The organism is Blautia sp. HCP3S3_D9, assembly GCF_052063845.1.
GTDB lineage: Bacteria > Bacillota > Clostridia > Lachnospirales > Lachnospiraceae > Blautia_A.
Genome location: NZ_JBQHWS010000010.1, coordinates 41,461 through 62,048, shown reverse-complemented (window position 1 = coordinate 62,048; position 20,588 = coordinate 41,461). Strand labels below are relative to the sequence as shown.

The window sequence follows — 20,588 nt, the reverse complement described above, 5'->3', positions numbered from 1 at the left end:
GGAAAAGTATCGTTATCTTTTTCAATGCGCAAAGGAAAGCAATGATTTTGATTCATTTATGAAATTCGCAGTGTAGTTTTGTGCAATTTTTCAAATTTGCTCATTTATAGTAATGTATTTATTTGTAGATATTGATAAAAATGGAACGGATGAACTTATTATGAGATATGGATATCCGAAATCTAACAGAAATACAGCGGTAAGTTCCGGTTATGGAGAATCTACCACTATTTATACAATAAAAAATGGAAAAGTTATTACAGTATTAGACCATTCTAATGTGGATCCAGCTCGTCATGATAACTTTGTGCGTATTTTTAAAAACAGAAGTCGTATCGATATGGGACTCTCTCATGGATATGATGATCATACATTTTGCAAATATTCTAACGGAAAGTTGTATACAAATAGCAATACGATTTGGATGACAGCTACGTCCAGTAGATGGAGCTATAATCAGAAAAGTATCAGTCGTTCCGTCTATCAGGCAAAATACAAATCTTTAACTAATAATGGGAAAGGTTATACAATGAAGATATATAACTAGTACATCATTTTCGAAATAACGATACCACTCACTTGTCTGCGAATCCGATTGCGCAGATGAAAAAGCCTCAGCGTAGCTAGAAAATATATCAGACAGTATCTGGCGAATATTTTACTTAAGTCAGGTACAAAGGATTTGGGAAAATTTAAATATTTACCTGCAATTGCACGTTGACTTATTATCATCTAAGTAATGAGTTGGACGTGCAATTTTTATAAAAATTTTGTCGAAAACTTTTTCTTGCTGAATCTATTTTCTTGCGTTATACTAAGCCCAAAGAGTTCTTCTGTTTCGGAAAGGGCAGAAGAATGGAAACCAGGAAATTTAAAGATCTGACAATACGGGATGCGTTTATGTTTGCAGCAGTGATGTCTGATTCGGAAATCTGCCGTAAAGTGTTGGAGCTGGCATTAAGGATTCCGATTTCAGAAGTACATGTTCAGACAGAGAAAACGATGGCGTATCATTCGGAGTATCATGGTGTACGTCTGGATGTTTATGCGTCAGATGCAAACAGAACACGATTCAATGTAGAAATGCAGGTTAAATTGCAGAAATTTCTCCCTAAAAAAAGCCGTTATTACCATGATCAGATAGATATGGATGTACTGTTGACTGGAGAGCCTTATGAGAATCTGCCGGATACGTATGTTATATTTATCTGTGACTTTGATCCATTTGGAGATGGTTTATACCGATATTCGACAGGTACTTATTGTGAAGAAACTGGAAGCCGGGTGTATGATGGAGTTGAGACGATATATCTTAATACACATGGAAAGAACCGGGAGGATATTCCAGAGGAATTATTGCAATTTCTGGATTACGTGAAAAACATTGGACGTAAGGAAGAGATTTCGATGACAGATCCGTTTGTCAGACATCTACAGAATACGATTGATAAAATTAAGCTGGATCGCGGGATGGAGGAACGGTATATGCTGTTAGAAGAAATGATGCGTAATGAAAAACAAAAAGGAATACAGGAAGGTAGTCAGAAAATGCTTGCTCAATGTATTATTGAATCCTTGGAGTCTAGGTTTGTTATTCCTGTAGAATTAAGAGAGAGTATCATTTCTGAAACAGAATCAAATAAACTTAGCGCATGGTTTCAGCTATCTCTGAAAGTCTCTTCTCTTGAAGAGTTTGAACAAAATATGTGAAAAATTTATACATTTCTAGAAGATGGGTATTTATCCTAAGAGAGAATCTTACACACATCTATAAATTCTATCCCCATGTCGGGGAAGTTACCAGAAACATGTTATTATTGGTGTAAAAAGAAACAGAAGAACTCTTTTTATTTGTTCTATTAAAGTATAATTTGGATTTCGGTATATAGGAAGTTTTGAAACTTTACGATAAAATGGTTTCATGTTATCATTATTTCATTAGAAGAAAATGCAACAGAAAACTGTTTTTGATTGTGAGGTGGCAGTATGGGTGTTTGTTGTAAAATAAAAATGTAGAAAGTTGCAAAACAAAAATGTAGGTGATTGCAGCTACATTTTGTAGGTAATTGCAAAGCATCAGAATTCTAGGAACAGGCAGCGCCGGATGGTAGCTCCTAAGTTGGATCTAATGCAAAAATCCATTGCAGACATACAGATAATCAATTATCCCTGTCAGAACTCTGTTGTTTTTACTTTCTCCTATTCTCAAAATACACAAACCTGTCAATTGCATCCAGAATATCTTTAAAAGCATCCCGTGGTGCTTCTTCTATATAAGCTTTAAGGATTTCGGTTTCGTTTTTGCGGTATCTTCCGTAGAAAATATCGTAAAGATTGTGTCCACGAAGGCAGATACGGATTTCTTCCATATGCTGTCGGATGTCTTCTATATCTGAGAGAGAATGGCCGATCATTTCAGTGAGATGTTGACCGCTTTTTAACTTATACAGATATTCCTTCCACTTTTCCAGCAGAATTTCGTAGAAATTTTCCTCGCTTTTTACCACTCCGATTTTTGCCATTACCTTCGGATCAAGGAAATAATTTTCGAAGGAATAATACTTCAGGATCAGAACATTTTCTCGGGTTACACGTGGCAGTCTGTCCATATCTTCCCGGTTACGGGCTTCATAATACCTGCACAGGGAGGCTGCCAGCTCCTCAGCATCTTTTCCATCTCCATCCCGGATCATCAGGAAATTATCTCGCAGATATGTCTGGTTGATATATTTGAGATTGGCATAGGTTTTGATGTTGGTACAACTGTTGGTGGAAATAATGGAAATTCTGGACAGGTTTCCGTTCTGGTCATAAATCTCAGAATAATATTTTTCCAGAAGCAGCGGCAGTCGGCTTTTGTCCTGTTTTCCTTCCACAATAAAAACAAAGCTGACATTCAGAAGGTCACTGGCAGTGAATCCCAGATCATCGAGGATCGCAGAAAGATTTGTGTGACTGCGGATCACAGAATATCCATTTTCATCCAGAACCATCTGACGGATCTGTCTGCTGTTGAACTGAAAGAGCAGATTCGGAGAATGTGTTGTAAAAATAACCTGACTTTTTCTGGAAAGTCTGTACAGAATTTCGCTGGATTTCTTCTGCAAGGTAGGATGCAGAAAAATTTCCGGGTCTTCCATAAGAATCATTCCGGGGACACGTTCTTCGTCTTCCAGATAAGCCTCCAGCAATGAAAGCAGATAAATACTGCGCATTCCTTTTCCAAGAGAAGAAATATCTTCTGGTCCGTGGGATTCTTTGGCTTCAAGGTAGGCATTTACCTGAAAGATTCTGTCTGTATTGCAGGTCAGTTCATAACATACGGTTCCGGATGTGCCACCGTTTTTATGAAAGTTTTCATTGACCCGCTGGGAAAAGCTGTCAAGGTTCAACTGATACAGTTTATATTCCAGAAGCTTTTCAGCCTCAAAGGCATTTAACTGTGATGGCATTTTCTGATTGATCAGTCCGATGCAGGAGAAGCAATGATTGCATTTCTTGGAACGGTCAAAAAGGCAGCAGTCCGCACGCATCTGATTTAGCAGGTCATCCTCCATAAAGGACAGCAGGCTGTCCTGAATCCCACTCAGATCACGCTGGCTGTCCAGATAATAAATCTTCGGAAAAACTTCACGGATGACAGGATTGTTTTTATGGTATCCATCTGACAGCCGGATGCGCCCGTTGTAATTTACAATATAAGAAAATGTCAGTATGTTATCTTTATAGGATGGAAGTTTTTTCTGAAATTCCCTCATCCAAATCTCCATTCTTCGATAGGAACTGACTCTGCGGAGTCTGTGAAGAAGTTCTAAGTCTTCCTGCGTGATTTCCAGTGCAATATCAATCTCTATATTTTGTTTCTTTTCGTTAAAATCCGTTTCCGTAATTTCGTATTGTCCGCCCACTGCACAAAGTGCGCTGAGAACTGCGGTTTTTCCTACGTTATTTTTGCCGACCAGTATCAAAGCATTCTCTATATCACGGATTTCAAGATTGCGAATGTAGCGGAAATTTTTGATATGAAGTTCCTGAATGCGCATATGATTTCCTCCTTTTTCTGGAAATGCTGTTGAGATTTTATTCAAAAATATCAATTAAGTAATGTTTACGGTAAAAAAATTTCATGTTATCATAATTCTATCACAATAGAAAATATAGTGCGAAACTATATTTGACGGATACAGAGCGGAAAATGTATGAAGAGTAATAGATTTCTGTATAATCTAAATATATGGAATTCTGAGAAAGAAGGTGTGTATTATGGCACGGACTGTTGGAATTGGACATCAGGATTATGAAACAGTAAGAATGAAGAATACTTTTTATATAGATAAAACAAGTCTGATACGTGAATGGTGGGAAAATGAAGATGCTGTAACTCTCATTGCCCGTCCACGGCGTTTTGGAAAGACGTTAAATATGAGTATGCTGGAAAAATTTTTTTCTGTTGAATATGCAGGTAGGTCGGAGCTTTTTGAAGGACTGGATGTATGGAAAGATGAAAAATACAGAGAATTGCAGGGTAAATATCCGGTTATTTTTATCAGTTTTGCGAGCGTAAAAGAGAATACGTTTGAACAGGCAAGAGAGAGTATTTATCGTATCCTGATAGACGTTTATAATAAAAATCAGTTTTTGCTGAAAAGTGGATTGCTCGAGGAAGAGGAAAAGCGTTATTTCATGAATATATCTACTGATATGAGTGAAACGGATGCGACGATATCTCTTCATAAAATGTCAGATTTTCTGTCCAGATATTATAAACAAAAAGTAATTATTTTACTGGATGAGTATGATACTCCCATGCAGGAAGCTTATGTGAATGGATATTGGGATAAGATTGTTTCTTTTATACGTGTTTTATTTAATTCCACTTTTAAAACGAATCCATATCTGGAACGCGCAATTATGACAGGTATTACCAGAGTAAGTAAAGAATCTATTTTTTCTGATCTGAACAATCTGGAAGTTGTTACAACTACTTCTGAGAAATATGCAGATAAGTTTGGATTTACAGAAGCAGAAGTAGTACAGGCATTAGATGAATATGGACTTGACGAGAGAAAAGCGGAAGTGAAACAATGGTATGATGGATTTACTTTTGGCAATAAGAAGGATATTTATAATCCGTGGTCAATCATCAATTATCTGGATAAGAAAAAGGTGGCACCATACTGGGCAAATACCAGCAGCAACAGTCTTGCCGGAACTGTGATAAGGGAAGGAAACGTACAGACAAAAGAAGCTTTTGAGACACTTCTCAGAGGGGACTCCATTATAACAGAACTGGATGAGCAGATTGTATATGGACAACTGGATCTGGATGAAGATGCAATCTGGGCGCTTCTGGTAGCCAGCGGATATCTGAAGGTAAAACGACATTGGATAGATGCTTCGCAGTTTGGAAGCTGGAAACAGCTATATGAACTGGAACTGACAAATTTTGAGGTCAGAGTTACGTTTGCAAATATCGTCCGGGGATGGTTCGCACAGGCGTCAGGGGACTATAATGCTTTTATCAAAGCTCTTTTGAACGATGATACAGAAGCAATGAATGCTTATATGAACCGTGTATCTCAGCGTATATTCAGCACATTTGATGTGGGGAAAAAACCTTCTGAACAGTCAGAACCAGAGCGCTTTTATCATGGATTTGTACTTGGTTTGATGGTAGAACTGATAGACCAGTATGAGGTAAAATCGAATCGTGAGAGTGGATTCGGCAGATATGATGTAGTTCTGAAACCGAGAGATATACGAAAAAAAGCTATGATTCTGGAATTTAAAGTTTTTAATCCGAATAAGGAAACTGTTCTGGAAGATACAGTTAAGAATGCTCTGAAGCAGATAAAAGAGAAAAATTATGCCGCTGAACTGCTTGAGGCGGGGATTGTAAAAGAGAATATAAAAATGTACGGATTTGCCTTTAAAGGGAAGAAAATATTGATATGTGGAGAATGAAAAAGTTCTTGACTTTTTCATCTGTAATTCGTATAATAACCAACGGTAAATTTAAGAAACAGATATTTGGTTTTATTGGAAACGGTACATCCTCCTGGATGGTTATGAACAACACAAATCTCTAATTTATGTTATTCACATACTATCTAAGGAGGATTTTTTATGCCTAAAAACAAGTTTCAGGAAGTTATTTTTACAATTATCATGGTGTTTGTAATGGTTTATGCCATGATCTGCTACAACATTGTACTGAATACAGGAACAATGGCAAATGAGACATTTCTGTTAGCTTTTCATGAATTAGCATTCATGGGACCGATCGCATTTGTTCTTGATTTCTTTATCGTCGGTGGTCTTGCAAAGAAGGTTGCGTTTGGCATTGTGGATATGAGAAGAGACAATCCATTCCACCTTGTACTTGCAATTTCAGCAGTGTCCGTAGCATTTATGTGCCCGTGTATGAGTTTTGCAGCAACTGTACTGATCAAACACGCACCAGTAAGCCAGATCATTCCGACATGGCTTCAGACAACAGCAATGAACTTCCCGATGGCATTCTTCTGGCAGATCTTTTACGCAGGTCCGTTTGTAAGATTCGTATTCGGAAAACTTTTCTCGGAAAAGGAAAAAGCAGCAGTTTCTGCAGAATAAGATAGTTACTTAATTGAATAAAGAAGTGGACGTTTTTTTGTCCGTTTAATAAAAGCAGTGTTCTGGATTTTCAGGGTGCTGCTTTTTTTGTGGCTTCATAGAGAAACGCTACATAGTAATTTTCTACCAGGATGTAAAAAGGGATTTTTCAGTGGAACTATTCCAAATGAAATGACAGGAGAATTTTAGGATATTGTCTGTTGTATAAAATTTAGAAAATTGTTAAAAAATTACTTTGTTGACAGAATAAGAAAGGGAGGATATTCTTAAAATATAAAGAATACAAGGGAGGAAAATGCTATGAAAAAAGTAATGAAAAAGGGGATGCTATGGTGCCTGATTTTGATGCTTGTTTTAACATTTCAGTCACTATCTGCCAGCGCTGCTACGAAGAAAGCAAACCTGAAAGCACCTACGGTATCTAATTGGAAGAAGACATGGGATGGAAGCTGGAACACGCCTAAGTCGGATGGAGTAGAGTATACGATTACCTGGAAGAAAGTTGCAGGAGCATCGGGATATCAGGTTAAGTATTCTCTAAAGGAAAGTGGAGTATGGACCAAGTATTATTTTACTTTAACTAAGAAATGTTCTTATTCGATAGCTGGTTCCAGCATGGATAAGTCCAAGGCCAGAGTCAGAGCATACAAGGTTGTAAACGGAAAGAAACAGTATGGACCATGGTCAAAAACAAAAGTGTCTGTAAAATGGTGGTAAAACATTAAGGGAAGAGGAAAAGAAAGAATGAATAAGATAAAAGTAAGAAAAAGTTGTCTGGCAGTTATTTTAGCATTTGTTATGCTTCTGGGTAATGTGTTACCGGTTTTTGCAGAAGGAACGGTTCAGATTAATAAAGATAGCATTACTATTAAATCTGGTGAAAATTATCAATTAAGTGTGACAGTCAATGGAGTTGAACAGAATGCTGCATGGGGAAGTTCAGACTCTTCCGTAGCAGAAGTAAATCAGGCGGGTCTTGTAACAGGAAAGGCAGCTGGTTCCGCAGTAATCACAGCTATGGTAAATGGTTCTACAATAGAATGTCTGGTGTCTGTTCTGAAGAAAACAGTCAGCACTACCAGCCGTTATAATGTCCTGATATTGGATGCATCAGGAAGTATGAAGGGAACTCCGGCAAGCGGACAGAAGACAGCGGCCAAACGTTTTTGCCAGAAAGTATTATCTACGGAAGGAAATAACTATGTGGCAGTAGTTGCATTGAACAGCTCTCCGATACTGGTACAGAATTTTACAGATAATTATAGTGTTCTGGATCAACGCATCAGTTCTATCACAGTGAATGGACACACAAACATGAATGCGGCATTGACAATTGCTGATAATCTGCTTAATGGTGTGAATAAAAGTGGAACTGTTTTAAAAAATATTGTTTTGTGTTCTGATGGTCTTCCAACTGTAGGAAAGCTGACAGCTTCTGGCAGATATAATTCCAGTGATCATAAATGGTATGGTTATGCAAATGCAGCGTATAATACTGCAAAAGTTTCAAAGAATAAGAACTATTTTGTTTATGCACTTGGATTTTTCCATAATTCTAAGGGGAACGATCTAAAATTTGGAAAGCGTCTGATGAAGGATCTGGCATCTAAGGACAAGTACTTCGTAATCCAGGACCCGGCAGATCTGGATCATGTTTTTGACAATATTGCAGATAATATTACAAAAACAACTATCAACAAGACCTCTCTGACGTTAACAGCAGGAAATACGTACCAGTTGAATGCGATGGTAAATGGCGTAACAAAAACTGCTACTTGGAGCAGCTCTGATTCATCTGTTGCTTCTGTAAACAGCAAGGGAAAAGTCACTGCAAAATTGGTGGGAAGTACAATAATTACCGCAGAATTAAATGATACAACTGTTACCTGCAAAGTCACGGTAAAACCTAAGATTACACTTAATAAAACAAAAGTGACTATTTATACAGGCGAGAAGCTTCAGTTAAAAGCTACTGTTAAGGGAAGTAACTCTTCCATAATATGGAAAAGTAGCAATTCTTCTGTAGCATCGGTATCTTCCAAGGGTGTGGTAAAAGCGAAGAAAGCCGGAAAAGTAACAGTTTCGGCATCTGCTGATGGAGTGTCTGCAAAGTGCGTGATCACAGTAAAGAAGTCAAAGCATCCAGTGTATTCTACATATTTTACTTTTAAACCGACATTGTATAAAACAGAGTATTCTATAATAACTATTGATGAGCAGGGACAGAGAGTTGTAGTAAATGATGATGCAGTCATTGAAAAGTGTGCAGTATATCTTCAGAAACGTGGAAATTATTATTATCGAACGATTGCCTTTAAAGGAACGAATGTAACTAGTGCAAAGCTTTCAGTTTATGCGGCATATAAGGGCAAAATAGTGGCAGATGGAATTAATATTGGAAGTGGATTAAGAAGTTGGAGAATGTATCAGGATTCTAAAGGTATCTGGAGCTGTTTAGGATGCTATGAAGTTGCCAAGGCAAGTGTGACAAATGCTAATGGAGATTTGTTGTCAAATATCAGAACAGGCATCCAGAGTTCCAATACAAAAGTATTCAGTGATCTGAATAAGATGAAAAAATGGCTTGCGCAATAAAATGACTGTTTCAGAAAATAATATTAAATATAGACAAGCAGGGAGGCAACGGTATGAAGAAAGTGGTAACTAAATATCTGGCGTTTATAATGGCGATATTATTGGCAATATCTATTCCAACATTACCTTATAAAGTACAGGCAGCAACAGCAAAAACACAGGCGCTAAAAGCGTACAATAAGTTGTTATCACAAAAAACAATTCCATGGGGAAATAATTTATATTACACAGCAGTTCCTGCGGATACATTATCTTTTACAACGGCATATATTGATAATGATTCAGTTCCGGAACTTATCATTATGAGCTCTGCGGTACGGCAACAGGCAGGGTTTGCATTATTATATACTTATAAAAATGGAAAATTACAGTTTGTAAGTAATATTGATATGAACGGAGATCTTTATTATTATAAGAAAAAGGGAATTCTTATAGACAGATATGTTCACAGAACTGAAGTAGATAAATATATGAAATTTTCAGGAACCAAGTTAACTCAAAAGTTAAGTTTCAATACATCGACTGTTGGAGTAAAATCCTATTATAAGTTTTTTAAATCAAATATAAGACCGGATGACAGTAAAGAAATCTCGAAAACGCAATTTGCAAAAGAGATAAAAAAGTTAACTGGTGGGTCTAAAAAGTCAAAGATAGCAATGGAAGCATTAAAAAAGAATACAAACATAAACAGAACGAAATATTTAAAATAATTTTATGAAGTTTGTAATTACAGGAGAATATTTTTATCTAAAGGAGGAATTATTATATGAAAAAAGTACTGAAAAAGGGAATGTTATGGTGTCTGATATTGATGGTGATTTTTGCTTTTCAGCCATTGTCTGCCAGCGCTGCCACGAAAGTAAATCTGAAAGCGCCTACAGTATCTAACTGGAAGAAGACATGGGATGGAAACTGGAGCACACCTAAGGCGAATGGAGTGGCTTATACGATTACATGGAACAAAGTTTCCGGAGCTTCAGGATATCAGGTAAAAGTATCGACAAAAGAAGGAACATGGAGTTCATATCGCTATGTTTTAACCAAAAAACGTTCATACACAGAAGCAGGATCTACTGTTGAAAAGTCCAAAGCCAGAGTCAGAGCATACAAGGTTGTAAACGGAAAGAAACAGTATGGACCATGGTCAAAAACAAAAGTGTCTGTAAAATGGTGGTAAAACGGTAAGGTGAAGGGGAATAGGACAGTACTGGAGGAACTTGTTCATTTATAGATTATATGGTAATTTCAAATGCCGCCTCAGAGAAATATCTCTGCTGGCGGTATTCTGCGTGTTTCTTGACAACAGATAACAAGGGGATTATACTCAACAAAGTTGATATTCGGATTACTCAGCTAAATCAGGCGGGTGGAGAAGCAGAGGTATATGATTCAGGATATTTTGAAGAAATAGCAGGAGAACAAAATTTATGAATCCACAAAAGAATGGAGAGAAAAGCAAAATGGTGACAGGCACCATTGTAACGATCGCAGGCGGGATCCTCTGGGGCGTATCCGGTGTATGCGGACAGTACATGTTTCAAAACAAAGGAGTAACAGCTCCGTGGCTCGTGTCTGTGCGTCTGGTAGTAGCGGGACTTCTGATGCTATGTTATTATTTCCTTACAGACAGAGAGCAGACCCTGGCAATCTGGAAAAGTAAACGAGACAGACGTGATGTGATCATTTATGGACTGCTTGGGATGCTGCCATGCCAGTATGCATATTTCCAGACCATTGAATGGTCCAACGCAGGAACTGCTACGGTTATTCAGTACCTTGGACCTGCATTGATCGTCATATGGGTATGTTTTCGCACTAAAAGAATGCCGACTTTGCAGGAAATTACAGGTGTTATCCTTGCTGTGATTGGAGTATTTCTGATCGCAACTCATGGAAATCCGACAAGTCTGGCACTTTCCGGGCGTGCTCTGCTCATGGGACTTGCTTCTGCAGTATCAGTAGCTATTTATACATTGGAACCAGCCAGACTCCAGAAGAAATATGATACCCCTCTGATTCTGGCGTGGGGAATGACCATCGGCGGTGTTGCCCTGACTCTTATTTCACGTCCATGGACGGCTAAAGGGATTCAGGCAGATGCCGAAATGTTTGCGGCACTTGCATTTGTAATTGTTTTTGGAACGATGGCAGGATTTTCCCTGTATATGACAGGTGTAAAACTTATAGGTTCTGTAAAAGCCAGCCTGTATGCCTGCATGGAGCCAGTATCCTCCATGATTCTTACGGTTCTCTGGATGAAAGTAAACTTCACCACGCCGGATCTGATCGGAACCCTGCTTGTTATTGCTACGATTATTATTCTGGCGATTCCGACGAAGAAAAACCGGTAATCGAAACCTGATAATAAAAGGTGTTTTACAATTACACATTATTATACAGAGTATGCTATAATAAACTTTGTGTAATGGGGTACACATGGGGATGATTTTTTACAATAAAAACTGCCAGTATAGAAGCAGAGACTGCGCAGATAAACAGTAGGAGGTATTTCCAATGAGATTACAAAAAGTACAGGAAGCGTTAAACACAAAGAACATAAAATATGAGTACACAGAAGAGAATGGATGCGGAAGTCTCGACTTCATGTTTCGTGGTCTGAGATTTCACGTATGGGAATATGAAGACCGTGTCTGGGGCGCTGAAACCAATGTATTCGAAGCAGGCAGAAGCCAGGACATAGAAGGAGATTATGAAGAAACTATCTCCAACGAAATCCTCTCATGGCCGGATATGCTGCCTGGAATGTAATTGATTGTGTAAACTTAACGGAATCAGGCAATGATTTCTGTATTATCTGCTTGAAGGGAAGTGGAGATTACGAAGAAAAGTAGGATCAGACAAATAGTAATAATGACAGGTGTTGTAGCTATCTGTATGTTTTCAAATATTACTGCAGCAGAAATCCATGCAGCGGAAGTAGCGGGTCCGCCAAGACCTGCATCCTTGGCGGTTACAGCGACACCAAAGCCAACGACAACACCAAAGCCAACTGAAACACCAAAACCAACAGCAACACCAGAACCGACGGCAACACCGGAGCCAACAGCAACTCCTGAGGCAGCAGACCAAGATACGTCAGATCAGGGAACCCTGAGCAAACCAAACCATCCAGATACAATTTCCGCAGACAAACTTGTATTCATCGGAGACTCCAGAACAGAAGGGCTCAGAGATGCAGTAAATGACGACAGCGTCTGGTCCTGTCTTTCTTCTATGGGCTATGACTGGATGGTATCTACAGGCGTACCGCAGGTAGAAGATCAGATAGAAGACAACACTGCGGTCATTATTCTGATGGGCGTCAATGACCTTTATCAGGTAAACAACTACATCAGCTATATCAATTCCAAAGCTGCCGAATGGTCCAACCGCGGAGCCCAGACCTACTTTGTATCCGTAGGTCCGGTACAGAACGACCCTTATTGCAGTAACGCAGAAATTGAGAGTTTTAATGCCGCAATGCAGGCAAATCTTATCGGCGTTACCTATATAGATATTTACTCCCATCTGGTGTCCAATGGTTTTTCAACTGTAGACGGAACACACTATCCGGATAGTGTATCCATAGATATTTATAATTATATTCTGGATCATCTGGAAGAGCAGAGAAGCGGAATTTGGGGATGGTAGAGTTTCTTTAAATAGAGTAATGAATAAAGCGATATATGTACAATATTAAAAACCGAAATTCACTATGGCCTGGTGTACCAACAAGATTTCCTAAATGATTTTTACTTCAAAAATCTTTTTGTTGGTATACTGATGAAGTGAATTTTGGTTTTTGCTATATAATTTTGCCTGAATTATCGATGTATTTTAGGGAAAAGGTTATTGACTGAGCGACTATCAGGATTATCAATCTGTCTCCGTAACTGTAATTTCTTTCTGGAAATCTTTTGTATAATGAATTTCATAATCAGAAGTCACAAAGAATGCCTGTACGTCATCTAAAGATTCTGCCAGTTTCATCCCGTCTTCAAGTCCAAGCGCAAAACAGGTTGTACTCAGTGCATCTCCATCTACAGACTGATCAGAAATGATTGTAACTGCGATCAACCCGTTATCATAAGGATATCCAGTTTTAGGATTCAGCAAATGGTGATACAAAGTCCCATCTTGCTCAAAGCATCTCTCGTAAACTCCGGAAGAAACAACGGATTTATCTTTAATATCCATAACAGCAATGGTCTCACTGCGGTCTGCAAATGGTTTCTGAATCCCGATTTTAAAAGAAGAATCATCTGGTTTTCCGCCGATACAGAGAACATTTCCGCCAAGATTAATGATCGCACTCTTTACATTCTGAGAAACCAGATAATCTTTTAAACGGTCCGCGATATATCCTTTTGCAATCGCACCAAGTTCGATGGCAGCATCATCCGTTTTTAATGTAACTTCATTATTATCATTAACAGAAACATTTAGATAATCACATTTTGACAATGCCTCCTGGATTAGCTTATCCTCCGGCACCTGCGGATTTTCAGCAGTGAAATCCCACAGAGAAGTCAGTGGCTCGATTGCAATATCAAAAGCCCCCTCAGATAATTCCGAATAGGAAAGACCCTTCTTGATCAATTCCGCCAGAGAATCCGATACCTGAAAAGTATCCTTAGTTCCACTTACAGGTGTAAGTCCCCTGTGATTTAACTTATACAGTTCACTGTCACTGGCAGTACGGCTGAAGATTTTTTCGTATTTATCGCACAGATTCATACATTCCGTGAGCAGCTCCCGGTTCTGAGAATCATAGATAGTAACAGTGACAGCTGTATTCAATTTGATCGCAGTAGCGGAAATAGGTTCCTGCGATTTCGTATCTGTAGTTCCTGTCGCATTTTTTAAAGAACATCCGGAAAAAGCAGCTGAAGATAGTAACAGAGATGTGACCAGTATGGAAAAAGTACAGTGTTTTATTATTTTTTTAATGGATATATGATATAATGTCATAAAAGTAACCTCGTTTTATAAAACTGAGAGGCTCAAGCCTCTAAATGAAAATAATTTATCATTATAAGAACAAGCTTTAGTATATCAGAAAAGAGAGAACAAAACCATCTTTTCGGAAAGGAGATTTTAAATGGGAAGCTATTTAAATCCTGGAACAATAGAGTTTCAGGAAAGCCTTAATTCAGAAATCTATATAGATAAAACCGGCCTGATCGATAAAACAAATGCACTTCTGCGTACCAAACAGAAATTTATTTGTATCAGCCGGCCGAGAAGATTTGGAAAATCCATGGCAGCAGATATGCTGGCGGCATATTATGAACGTGGTGAAGATTCGGAAAAATTATTCGCTGGTCTGGCGATCAGCAGAGCTGAATCATTTTATAAACATTTGAATCAGTATGATGTACTAAAGATAAATATGCAGGAATTCTTAAGTGAATCACAGAATATAGATGAAATGCTTCAGATGTTGAAGAAATATCTTATTTTTGATCTGAAAGAATGCTATGAACAGGTTTGTTTTCGGGATGAAGAAAATCTGGTGCAGGTAATGAAAGATATTTATACCTGTACGAAACATTCATTTGTAATCCTGATTGATGAATGGGATTGTCTTTTCAGAGAATATAAAGAAGATAAGGAATCGCAGAGAAAATATCTTGATTTTCTAAGAGCCTGGCTTAAGGATAAGGCTTATGTAGCGCTGGCATATATGACGGGTATTCTTCCGATAAAGAAATACGGTTCTCATTCTGCGCTGAATATGTTTACGGAATATTCTATGACGGATCCTGGAAATATGGCAGAATATTTCGGATTTACAGAGCAGGAAGTAAAAGGTTTATGCGAAAAATATTCCATGAATTTTGAAGAAGCAAGAGCGTGGTATAATGGCTATCATCTTATTACACATAGCCAGAGTGGTGATCGAAAGTATTCCATATATAATCCGAAATCCGTTGTAGAATCTATGCTTCGTCATAAATTTGGAACTTATTGGAATCAGACAGAAACATATGAAGCACTCAAAATTTATATTCAGATAAATATGGATGGATTAAAAGATGCAGTAATTGAAATGCTGGGAGGTGGAAGCGTCCGGATCAATATAGGCACCTTCGGTAATGATATGACCACCTTTGCAAACAGGGATGATATTCTTACTTTGCTTGTGCATTTGGGATATCTGACTTATGACAGTGAGCTTGAAACGGTATCTGTTCCAGACCGGGAAGTAGCGCAGGAATATGTAAATGCCATTACAACTATGGACTGGCATGAAGTGATAGAGTCTATACAGGAGTCACGAAAATTGCTGGAAGCATTGTGGAATCTGGATGGAGATGCGGTAGCCAGGGGGATTGACAAAGCACATAAAGAAATTTCTATTTTGCAGTATAATGATGAAAATTCTCTGAGCTGCACGGTACATCTGGCATTTTATTTTGCAAGAGAATATTATACGATAGTACGCGAACTACCCACAGGAAAAGGTTATGCTGATATCTGTTTTATTCCAAGAAAATTGTATGCAGATAAGCCGGCAGTAGTGATCGAATTAAAGTGGGACAAGAGTGCAGAAGGCGCGATTGCACAGATAAAAAATAAAGAATATGTAGAAGCACTGAAAGATTATCATGGAAATCTGCTTCTGGCAGGGATTAATTATGACAAAAAAGAGAAAGAACATACATGTGTGATTGAACAGTTGGTATATTAGAACTTGAACAGGAGGAACAGATTATGTCCGATGCAGTAAACTGCGAATATTGTGTAAATTACAGTTATGACGATGATTACGAGTGCTATACCTGCGAGGTAAATCTTGATGAGGATGAGATGGTGAAGTTTATTACCGGAAATTTTCATCAGTGTCCATATTTCAAAATGGGTGATGAATACCGTATCGTACGTAAACAGATGTAGAAAAACATAAAAATTTCCCCTTTTGTAAAATGCTTTCATGCATTATAATAGGGGAACAGCAAAACCGGTACAATTTGCCAGATGTACCGAAGAGTATAAGCAATTCAGAACATACTCATGCCCCAATCCCTCAGTGGAATAATAGCATGTGGACAGTAACATGAATATACAATAAAGAGAAGAGAGGAAACAAGATAATGGAAAACGTTTATATCATGGACCACCCGCTGATCCAGCACAAAATTTCTATGCTGAGAAACAAGAATACAGGAACAAATGAATTCCGTAAACTGGTAGAGGAAATCGGAATCCTTATGGGATACGAAGCCCTCAGAGACCTTCCTGTAGAAGACGTAGAAGTAGAAACTCCGATTGAAACCTGCATGACACCAATGATCTCCGGCAAGAAACTGGCAATTGTTCCGGTTCTCCGCGCTGGACTTGGAATGGTAAACAGCATCCTTACCCTTGTGCCGTCTGCCAAAGTAGGTCACGTAGGACTTTACCGTGATCCTGAAACACATGAACCGCATGAATACTATTGCAAACTTCCGGAATCTATTGATGAACGTATCGCAGTCATTGTAGACCCGATGCTTGCAACCGGCGGTTCCGCAGAAGCAGCCATTGACTTCGTTAAGAAACAAGGTGGAAAGAATATCAAATTCATGTGCATCATTGCAGCACCGGAAGGACTGAAACGCCTCCACGAAGCACATCCGGATGTCCAGATCTACTGTGGACACCTTGATCGAGAATTAAATGATCATGCTTATATCTGCCCGGGACTTGGAGATGCCGGTGACAGAATTTTTGGTACAAAGTAATTTAAAAATTATGAAAACATATAGGAATATAGTATCTGGAAAAGCAGTGGAACGAAAAAGCATAGATGTGTTTTTAAAAGATATTAAAAAAATTGAAAAAACACAGAAAAATGCTTGACAAGTATATTTTTGTATGCTATTCTATGCCAGAACGCTGCCGAAGACAGTAGGTGCCGTAAGGCATAAGTTGCAAACGCCTACCGAGGACTAAGTATTCTTTAATGTTTATGAAAGATTACGCAAGCCTTACTGTCATGCAGTGAGGCTTTTTCTTTACTCATTTGCAGCGGTATACAAAATCTATAAGGAGGTGTACCATTTCATGGCAAAAGTAGAACTTAAACAACCGATCGTAGAAGAAATCATCAACAACGTGAAAGAGGCAGAATCTGTAGTACTTGTTAACTACAGTGGTCTTACAGTTGAACAGGATACTGCTTTACGTAAGGAATTAAGAGAAGCTGGTGTTGTATACAAAGTATACAAGAACACAATGATGCATCGTGCATTCGAAGGTACTCAGTGCGAAGAACTTATCCAGCACTTACATGGAACAAACGCTCTGGCAATCTCTGCTACAGACGCAACTGCTCCTGCAAGAATCCTTGATAAATTCGCAAAGAAGAACCCGGCTTTAGAGTTAATCGCAGGTGTCGTTGAAGGAAACTACAACGATCAGGCAGGTATTCAGGCACTGGCTGGAATCCCGTCCAGAGAAGAACTTCTTGGCAAACTGCTTGGAAGCATCCAGTCTCCGATTACAAACTTCGCTCGTGTGCTTAATCAGATCGCTGAGAAAAACGGCTCTGAAGCAGCAGCTGAATAATTTTTATTAACGCCTAAGGGCACAAAAAAGAACGAATCTAAAATAATATTATATGGAGGGAAATTAAAATGGCAAAATTAACAACAGAAGAATTTATTGCAGCAATCAAAGAATTATCTGTATTAGAATTAAACGACTTAGTAAAAGCTTGTGAAGAAGAATTTGGTGTATCCGCAGCAGCAGGTGTTGTAGTAGCAGCAGCTGGAGCAGCTGGAGAAGCAGCTGAAGAAAAAGATGAGTTCGACGTAGAACTTGCAGAAGTTGGACCAAACAAAGTTAAAGTTATCAAAGTTGTTCGTGAAGTAACTGGCTTAGGTCTTAAAGAAGCTAAAGAAATGGTTGACGGAGCTCCTAAGGTTGTTAAAGAAGGCGCATCCAAAGCAGAAGCTGAAGACATCAAGACAAAACTTGAAGCTGAAGGCGCTAAGGTTAACCTTAAATAATTATCTTTCTATTATATATAGAAGACTTACAAGCAGGAATGCCGTTGGTGTTCCTGCTTTTTTTACAGAGCTGGAGGACTACAGATGATGAACAGAAAAGCAGCAGGAATATTCAGTATCATTATGGCGGTACAGCTTTGTCTGATCCCATATGCAGGCACAGACGTACAGGCTGCTCAATCAGAGGAACAATTGTTTGATGATTCATCAGAGGGTGTCGCGGCTTTCGGAGATGACTCAGCCCCAGATGTGCAGTCAGCAGAGAATCCTGCGGAAAATGAATCAGCAGAAGAATTTGGTGATGACGAAGGCTTCGGAGACGGAGAAGTGGAAACTTTTTCTGATGAAAATCCGGATCAGTCTGAGAAAAATATGCAGGAACTTGTGCTGAATGTACAAGATGGAGAGGATCTCACAGAGAAATTGAATGCATTGTTGACAGAAGCCAGCGAGAAAGCATCCGATGAAAAACCATGCAAGGTTGTTATACCGGCCGGAAGTTATACACTTACGGGAACTCTGCATATGTACAGTAATATTTATCTGTATGCAGAAGGGGCGATCATAACCAAAATTTCTCCACGGAAAGAAATTCTGCTCCGTCTGGGAAATTCCCAGACGTCAGCGGGCGGTTATGACGGCTATCATAACATAACCATTGAAGGCGGAACGTGGGATGCGAACTATGAATGTGTAGAGGACAAAGAAGGTCCTGGCGGTTTTGTTGGTTTTCGAATCGGACACGCTACAAATGTTACGATAAAGAATGTCACATTTCTTAACAATCTCAAATCGCATTTTCTGGAGTTTGCAGGGGTAAAGAATGCAGAGGTTACTGGATGTACATTCCGGGGCTACTGGAAGGATTTTGAAGGTGGTGGTCAGGAATGCATTCAGATCGATGCATGCATGCCGAGAATTTTTCCAGGCTATCTGCCATATGACGGAAGTGTCTGTGAGAATATTGTGATAAAGAACAACACATTTGAAGATGTATTTGCCGGAATCGGAAGTCACAGTATGATGTTCGACAGACCGTATAAGAACATCACAATCTGTGATAATCAGTTCTCCAATCTGAAAAAGAGAGCAGTATGGTGCCTGAACTACCAGGATACAGTAGTAACAGGAAACACTATGAATGATGTTGGCGGAGGTGTTTATGTGCGTTCCGTTTATACCAGAAATGCACATACAGCCAGTGGGCAGGAGGTATCTTCGGAAGGGAATCAGTATGCAGAGAATATTCTGATCGCTGACAACCAGATCACAGTGAAGGAGCCGACAGTCATAGACGATAAACAGTGGGACGGATATGGTATCTGGATTTCCGGTGAGGTATCGCAGGGATCTGCGGGAGAAATTATTCCAACGGAGGATGATGATCCGGAGAATACAGCCAGTCCTGCTACAAATGGAGTGCCGGCAGGAAGATATATTGTACGTGGTGTTATTGCCAGAAATAATACGATCAGCGGAAATTGTGATGGAATTAAGATTTCGCTGGCCGAGAACTGTACATGCAGAGGAAATACCATAAAGCTTTCAGAAAATCATACATACAATAATATGGGAATCAGTGTGGTCAAGGGCAGTAATATCAGATTATCCTATAATAATATTTCCGGTGGAAACGGATATGGAATCTATGCGGTCGGGACAGATGCTTCCGGGAAATCCTGCCTGATTTATGGGAATGCAGTTTCCGGATTTGAAAAGGATGGAATTTATGTGGGCCGTTTTGCTTCAGAAAGCCGGATTGAAAGAAATAAGATCAGTGCAAATGCGAAGAATGGTATATTTGTAAAACATACAGGAAAAAGTATCATTAATGGCAATTACACATTTAAAAATAAAGAAAGAGGAATACTTTTGCAGAAATGTGAATCAGCAGATGTAACAGATAATTTTTCATCCGGAAATGGTATGAATGGAATTGAACTTAATGTAAAGAGTAACAAATCCAGGATACAGGGAAATATCTGTGGCGCCAATAAGAAATCAGGTCTGCGTGTTGCAAATTCAAAAGAGATTACTGTAGACGGAAATTCTTTTCGGAGTAATAAAATATACGCAGCAGAATTCAGCAATTCCCGTATCAGCAGTTATAAAAGCAACAGCTTTGATGGAAATGGGAACTCAAACCGTATTCGCATAAAGAACAGTAAAATGCCAGAAAAATAGTCAGATCCGGAAATATGGATTACAGAAAAAAGAGTTATTGAAAAAAATAGCATTACTGCAGAATTAATGTTGCTGTTCATTTCGTGTACAGCAACGAAATAATTAAAAAAATTCAAAAAATATTAAAAAAATGATTGACAGGCGCAACTTGCTGTGCTATAGTGAAGAATGCTATATTATGGCAAGATGTGCCTTTAT

The 20,588-nt window shown here is 38.7% G+C and carries 19 protein-coding genes and 1 other annotated feature; of the genes, 17 read left to right on the top strand and 2 right to left on the bottom strand.

The genetic code is table 11. The features are described 5' to 3' along the window. Positions 1-160: 160 nt before the first annotated feature. Both ACTNES_RS04065 and ACTNES_RS04060 read left to right on the top strand, forming a co-directional pair. Complete coding sequence (locus tag ACTNES_RS04065; RefSeq protein WP_441038569.1) at positions 161-547, top strand: hypothetical protein; 387 nt, start codon at positions 161-163, stop codon at positions 545-547. A gap of 308 nt (positions 548-855) precedes the next feature. Continuing rightward, a complete protein-coding gene (locus ACTNES_RS04060) occupies positions 856-1,710 on the top strand; it encodes an Rpn family recombination-promoting nuclease/putative transposase (protein WP_441038568.1) in 855 nt (284 codons plus the stop codon). A 479-nt stretch (positions 1,711-2,189) separates the two neighbouring features. Here ACTNES_RS04060 and ACTNES_RS04055 read toward each other — a convergent pair whose 3' ends face one another. Beyond that, on the bottom strand, positions 2,190-4,043 hold the full coding sequence (locus ACTNES_RS04055; protein ID WP_441038567.1) for an ATP-dependent nuclease: 1,854 nt from the start codon (positions 4,041-4,043) through the stop codon (positions 2,190-2,192). 220 nt (positions 4,044-4,263) lie between these two features. On the opposite strand from ACTNES_RS04055, the gene ACTNES_RS04050 reads away from it, so the two are divergent. From ACTNES_RS04050 to ACTNES_RS04010, 9 genes are all read left to right on the top strand, one after another. After that, on the top strand, positions 4,264-5,964 hold the full coding sequence (locus tag ACTNES_RS04050) for an AAA family ATPase (protein WP_216458514.1): 1,701 nt from the start codon (positions 4,264-4,266) through the stop codon (positions 5,962-5,964). 162 nt (positions 5,965-6,126) lie between these two features. Continuing rightward, positions 6,127-6,615 carry a DUF2798 domain-containing protein gene (locus ACTNES_RS04045; RefSeq protein WP_216458515.1) on the top strand — a complete coding sequence of 163 codons (489 nt, stop codon included), beginning with the start codon at positions 6,127-6,129 and terminating at the stop codon, positions 6,613-6,615. Positions 6,616-6,915: 300 nt separating this feature from the next. Beyond that, positions 6,916-7,332 (top strand): hypothetical protein, encoded by a 417-nt coding sequence (locus ACTNES_RS04040; protein WP_216458516.1) that lies wholly within the window; start codon positions 6,916-6,918, stop codon positions 7,330-7,332. A 27-nt stretch (positions 7,333-7,359) separates the two neighbouring features. Continuing rightward, positions 7,360-9,210 carry an Ig-like domain-containing protein gene (locus ACTNES_RS04035; protein WP_291805136.1) on the top strand — a complete coding sequence of 617 codons (1,851 nt, stop codon included), beginning with the start codon at positions 7,360-7,362 and terminating at the stop codon, positions 9,208-9,210. 53 nt (positions 9,211-9,263) lie between these two features. Further along, positions 9,264-9,920 carry a hypothetical protein gene (locus ACTNES_RS04030; RefSeq protein ID WP_441038565.1) on the top strand — a complete coding sequence of 219 codons (657 nt, stop codon included), beginning with the start codon at positions 9,264-9,266 and terminating at the stop codon, positions 9,918-9,920. A gap of 56 nt (positions 9,921-9,976) precedes the next feature. Then, the gene (locus ACTNES_RS04025; RefSeq protein WP_216458519.1) at positions 9,977-10,387 is read left to right on the top strand and encodes a hypothetical protein; all 411 of its coding nucleotides are present in this window, start codon (positions 9,977-9,979) and stop codon (positions 10,385-10,387) included. A gap of 250 nt (positions 10,388-10,637) precedes the next feature. Next, positions 10,638-11,561: a DMT family transporter gene (locus ACTNES_RS04020; protein ID WP_216458520.1), complete on the top strand. Its 924-nt coding sequence runs from the start codon at positions 10,638-10,640 to the stop codon at positions 11,559-11,561. Positions 11,562-11,724: 163 nt separating this feature from the next. After that, positions 11,725-11,979, top strand: a complete 255-nt coding sequence (locus ACTNES_RS04015) for a kinase (protein ID WP_291805128.1) — start codon at positions 11,725-11,727, stop codon at positions 11,977-11,979. A 126-nt stretch (positions 11,980-12,105) separates the two neighbouring features. Further along, a complete protein-coding gene (locus ACTNES_RS04010) occupies positions 12,106-12,861 on the top strand; it encodes an SGNH/GDSL hydrolase family protein (RefSeq protein WP_441038562.1) in 756 nt (251 codons plus the stop codon). 225 nt (positions 12,862-13,086) lie between these two features. On the opposite strand, the gene ACTNES_RS04005 is transcribed toward ACTNES_RS04010, so the two are convergent. Beyond that, positions 13,087-14,181, bottom strand: coding sequence for an FAD:protein FMN transferase (locus ACTNES_RS04005; RefSeq protein WP_441038561.1), 1,095 nt, complete (start codon positions 14,179-14,181; stop codon positions 13,087-13,089). A gap of 130 nt (positions 14,182-14,311) precedes the next feature. Here ACTNES_RS04005 and ACTNES_RS04000 point away from each other — a divergent pair, with 130 nt between their 5' ends. The 6 genes from ACTNES_RS04000 to ACTNES_RS03975 all read left to right on the top strand — a co-directional run bounded on the left by ACTNES_RS04000 (position 14,312) and on the right by ACTNES_RS03975 (position 20,390). Further along, positions 14,312-15,904, top strand: a complete 1,593-nt coding sequence (locus ACTNES_RS04000) for an AAA family ATPase (RefSeq protein ID WP_291805118.1) — start codon at positions 14,312-14,314, stop codon at positions 15,902-15,904. A 23-nt stretch (positions 15,905-15,927) separates the two neighbouring features. Beyond that, a complete protein-coding gene (locus ACTNES_RS03995; protein ID WP_117674964.1) occupies positions 15,928-16,110 on the top strand; it encodes a DUF6472 family protein in 183 nt (60 codons plus the stop codon). Between the two features lie 197 nt (positions 16,111-16,307). Then, positions 16,308-16,937 (top strand): uracil phosphoribosyltransferase, encoded by a 630-nt coding sequence (gene upp / locus ACTNES_RS03990; RefSeq protein WP_291805112.1) that lies wholly within the window; start codon positions 16,308-16,310, stop codon positions 16,935-16,937. Positions 16,938-17,076: 139 nt separating this feature from the next. Continuing rightward, positions 17,077-17,218 (top strand) — a sequence feature (ribosomal protein L10 leader region). Between the two features lie 41 nt (positions 17,219-17,259). Beyond that, a complete protein-coding gene (gene rplJ, locus ACTNES_RS03985; protein WP_216458526.1) occupies positions 17,260-17,763 on the top strand; it encodes a 50S ribosomal protein L10 in 504 nt (167 codons plus the stop codon). A 68-nt stretch (positions 17,764-17,831) separates the two neighbouring features. Then, a complete protein-coding gene (rplL, locus tag ACTNES_RS03980; protein ID WP_019163102.1) occupies positions 17,832-18,206 on the top strand; it encodes a 50S ribosomal protein L7/L12 in 375 nt (124 codons plus the stop codon). Between the two features lie 84 nt (positions 18,207-18,290). Continuing rightward, positions 18,291-20,390 (top strand): right-handed parallel beta-helix repeat-containing protein, encoded by a 2,100-nt coding sequence (locus ACTNES_RS03975; RefSeq protein WP_441038559.1) that lies wholly within the window; start codon positions 18,291-18,293, stop codon positions 20,388-20,390. Positions 20,391-20,588: the final 198 nt, after the last annotated feature.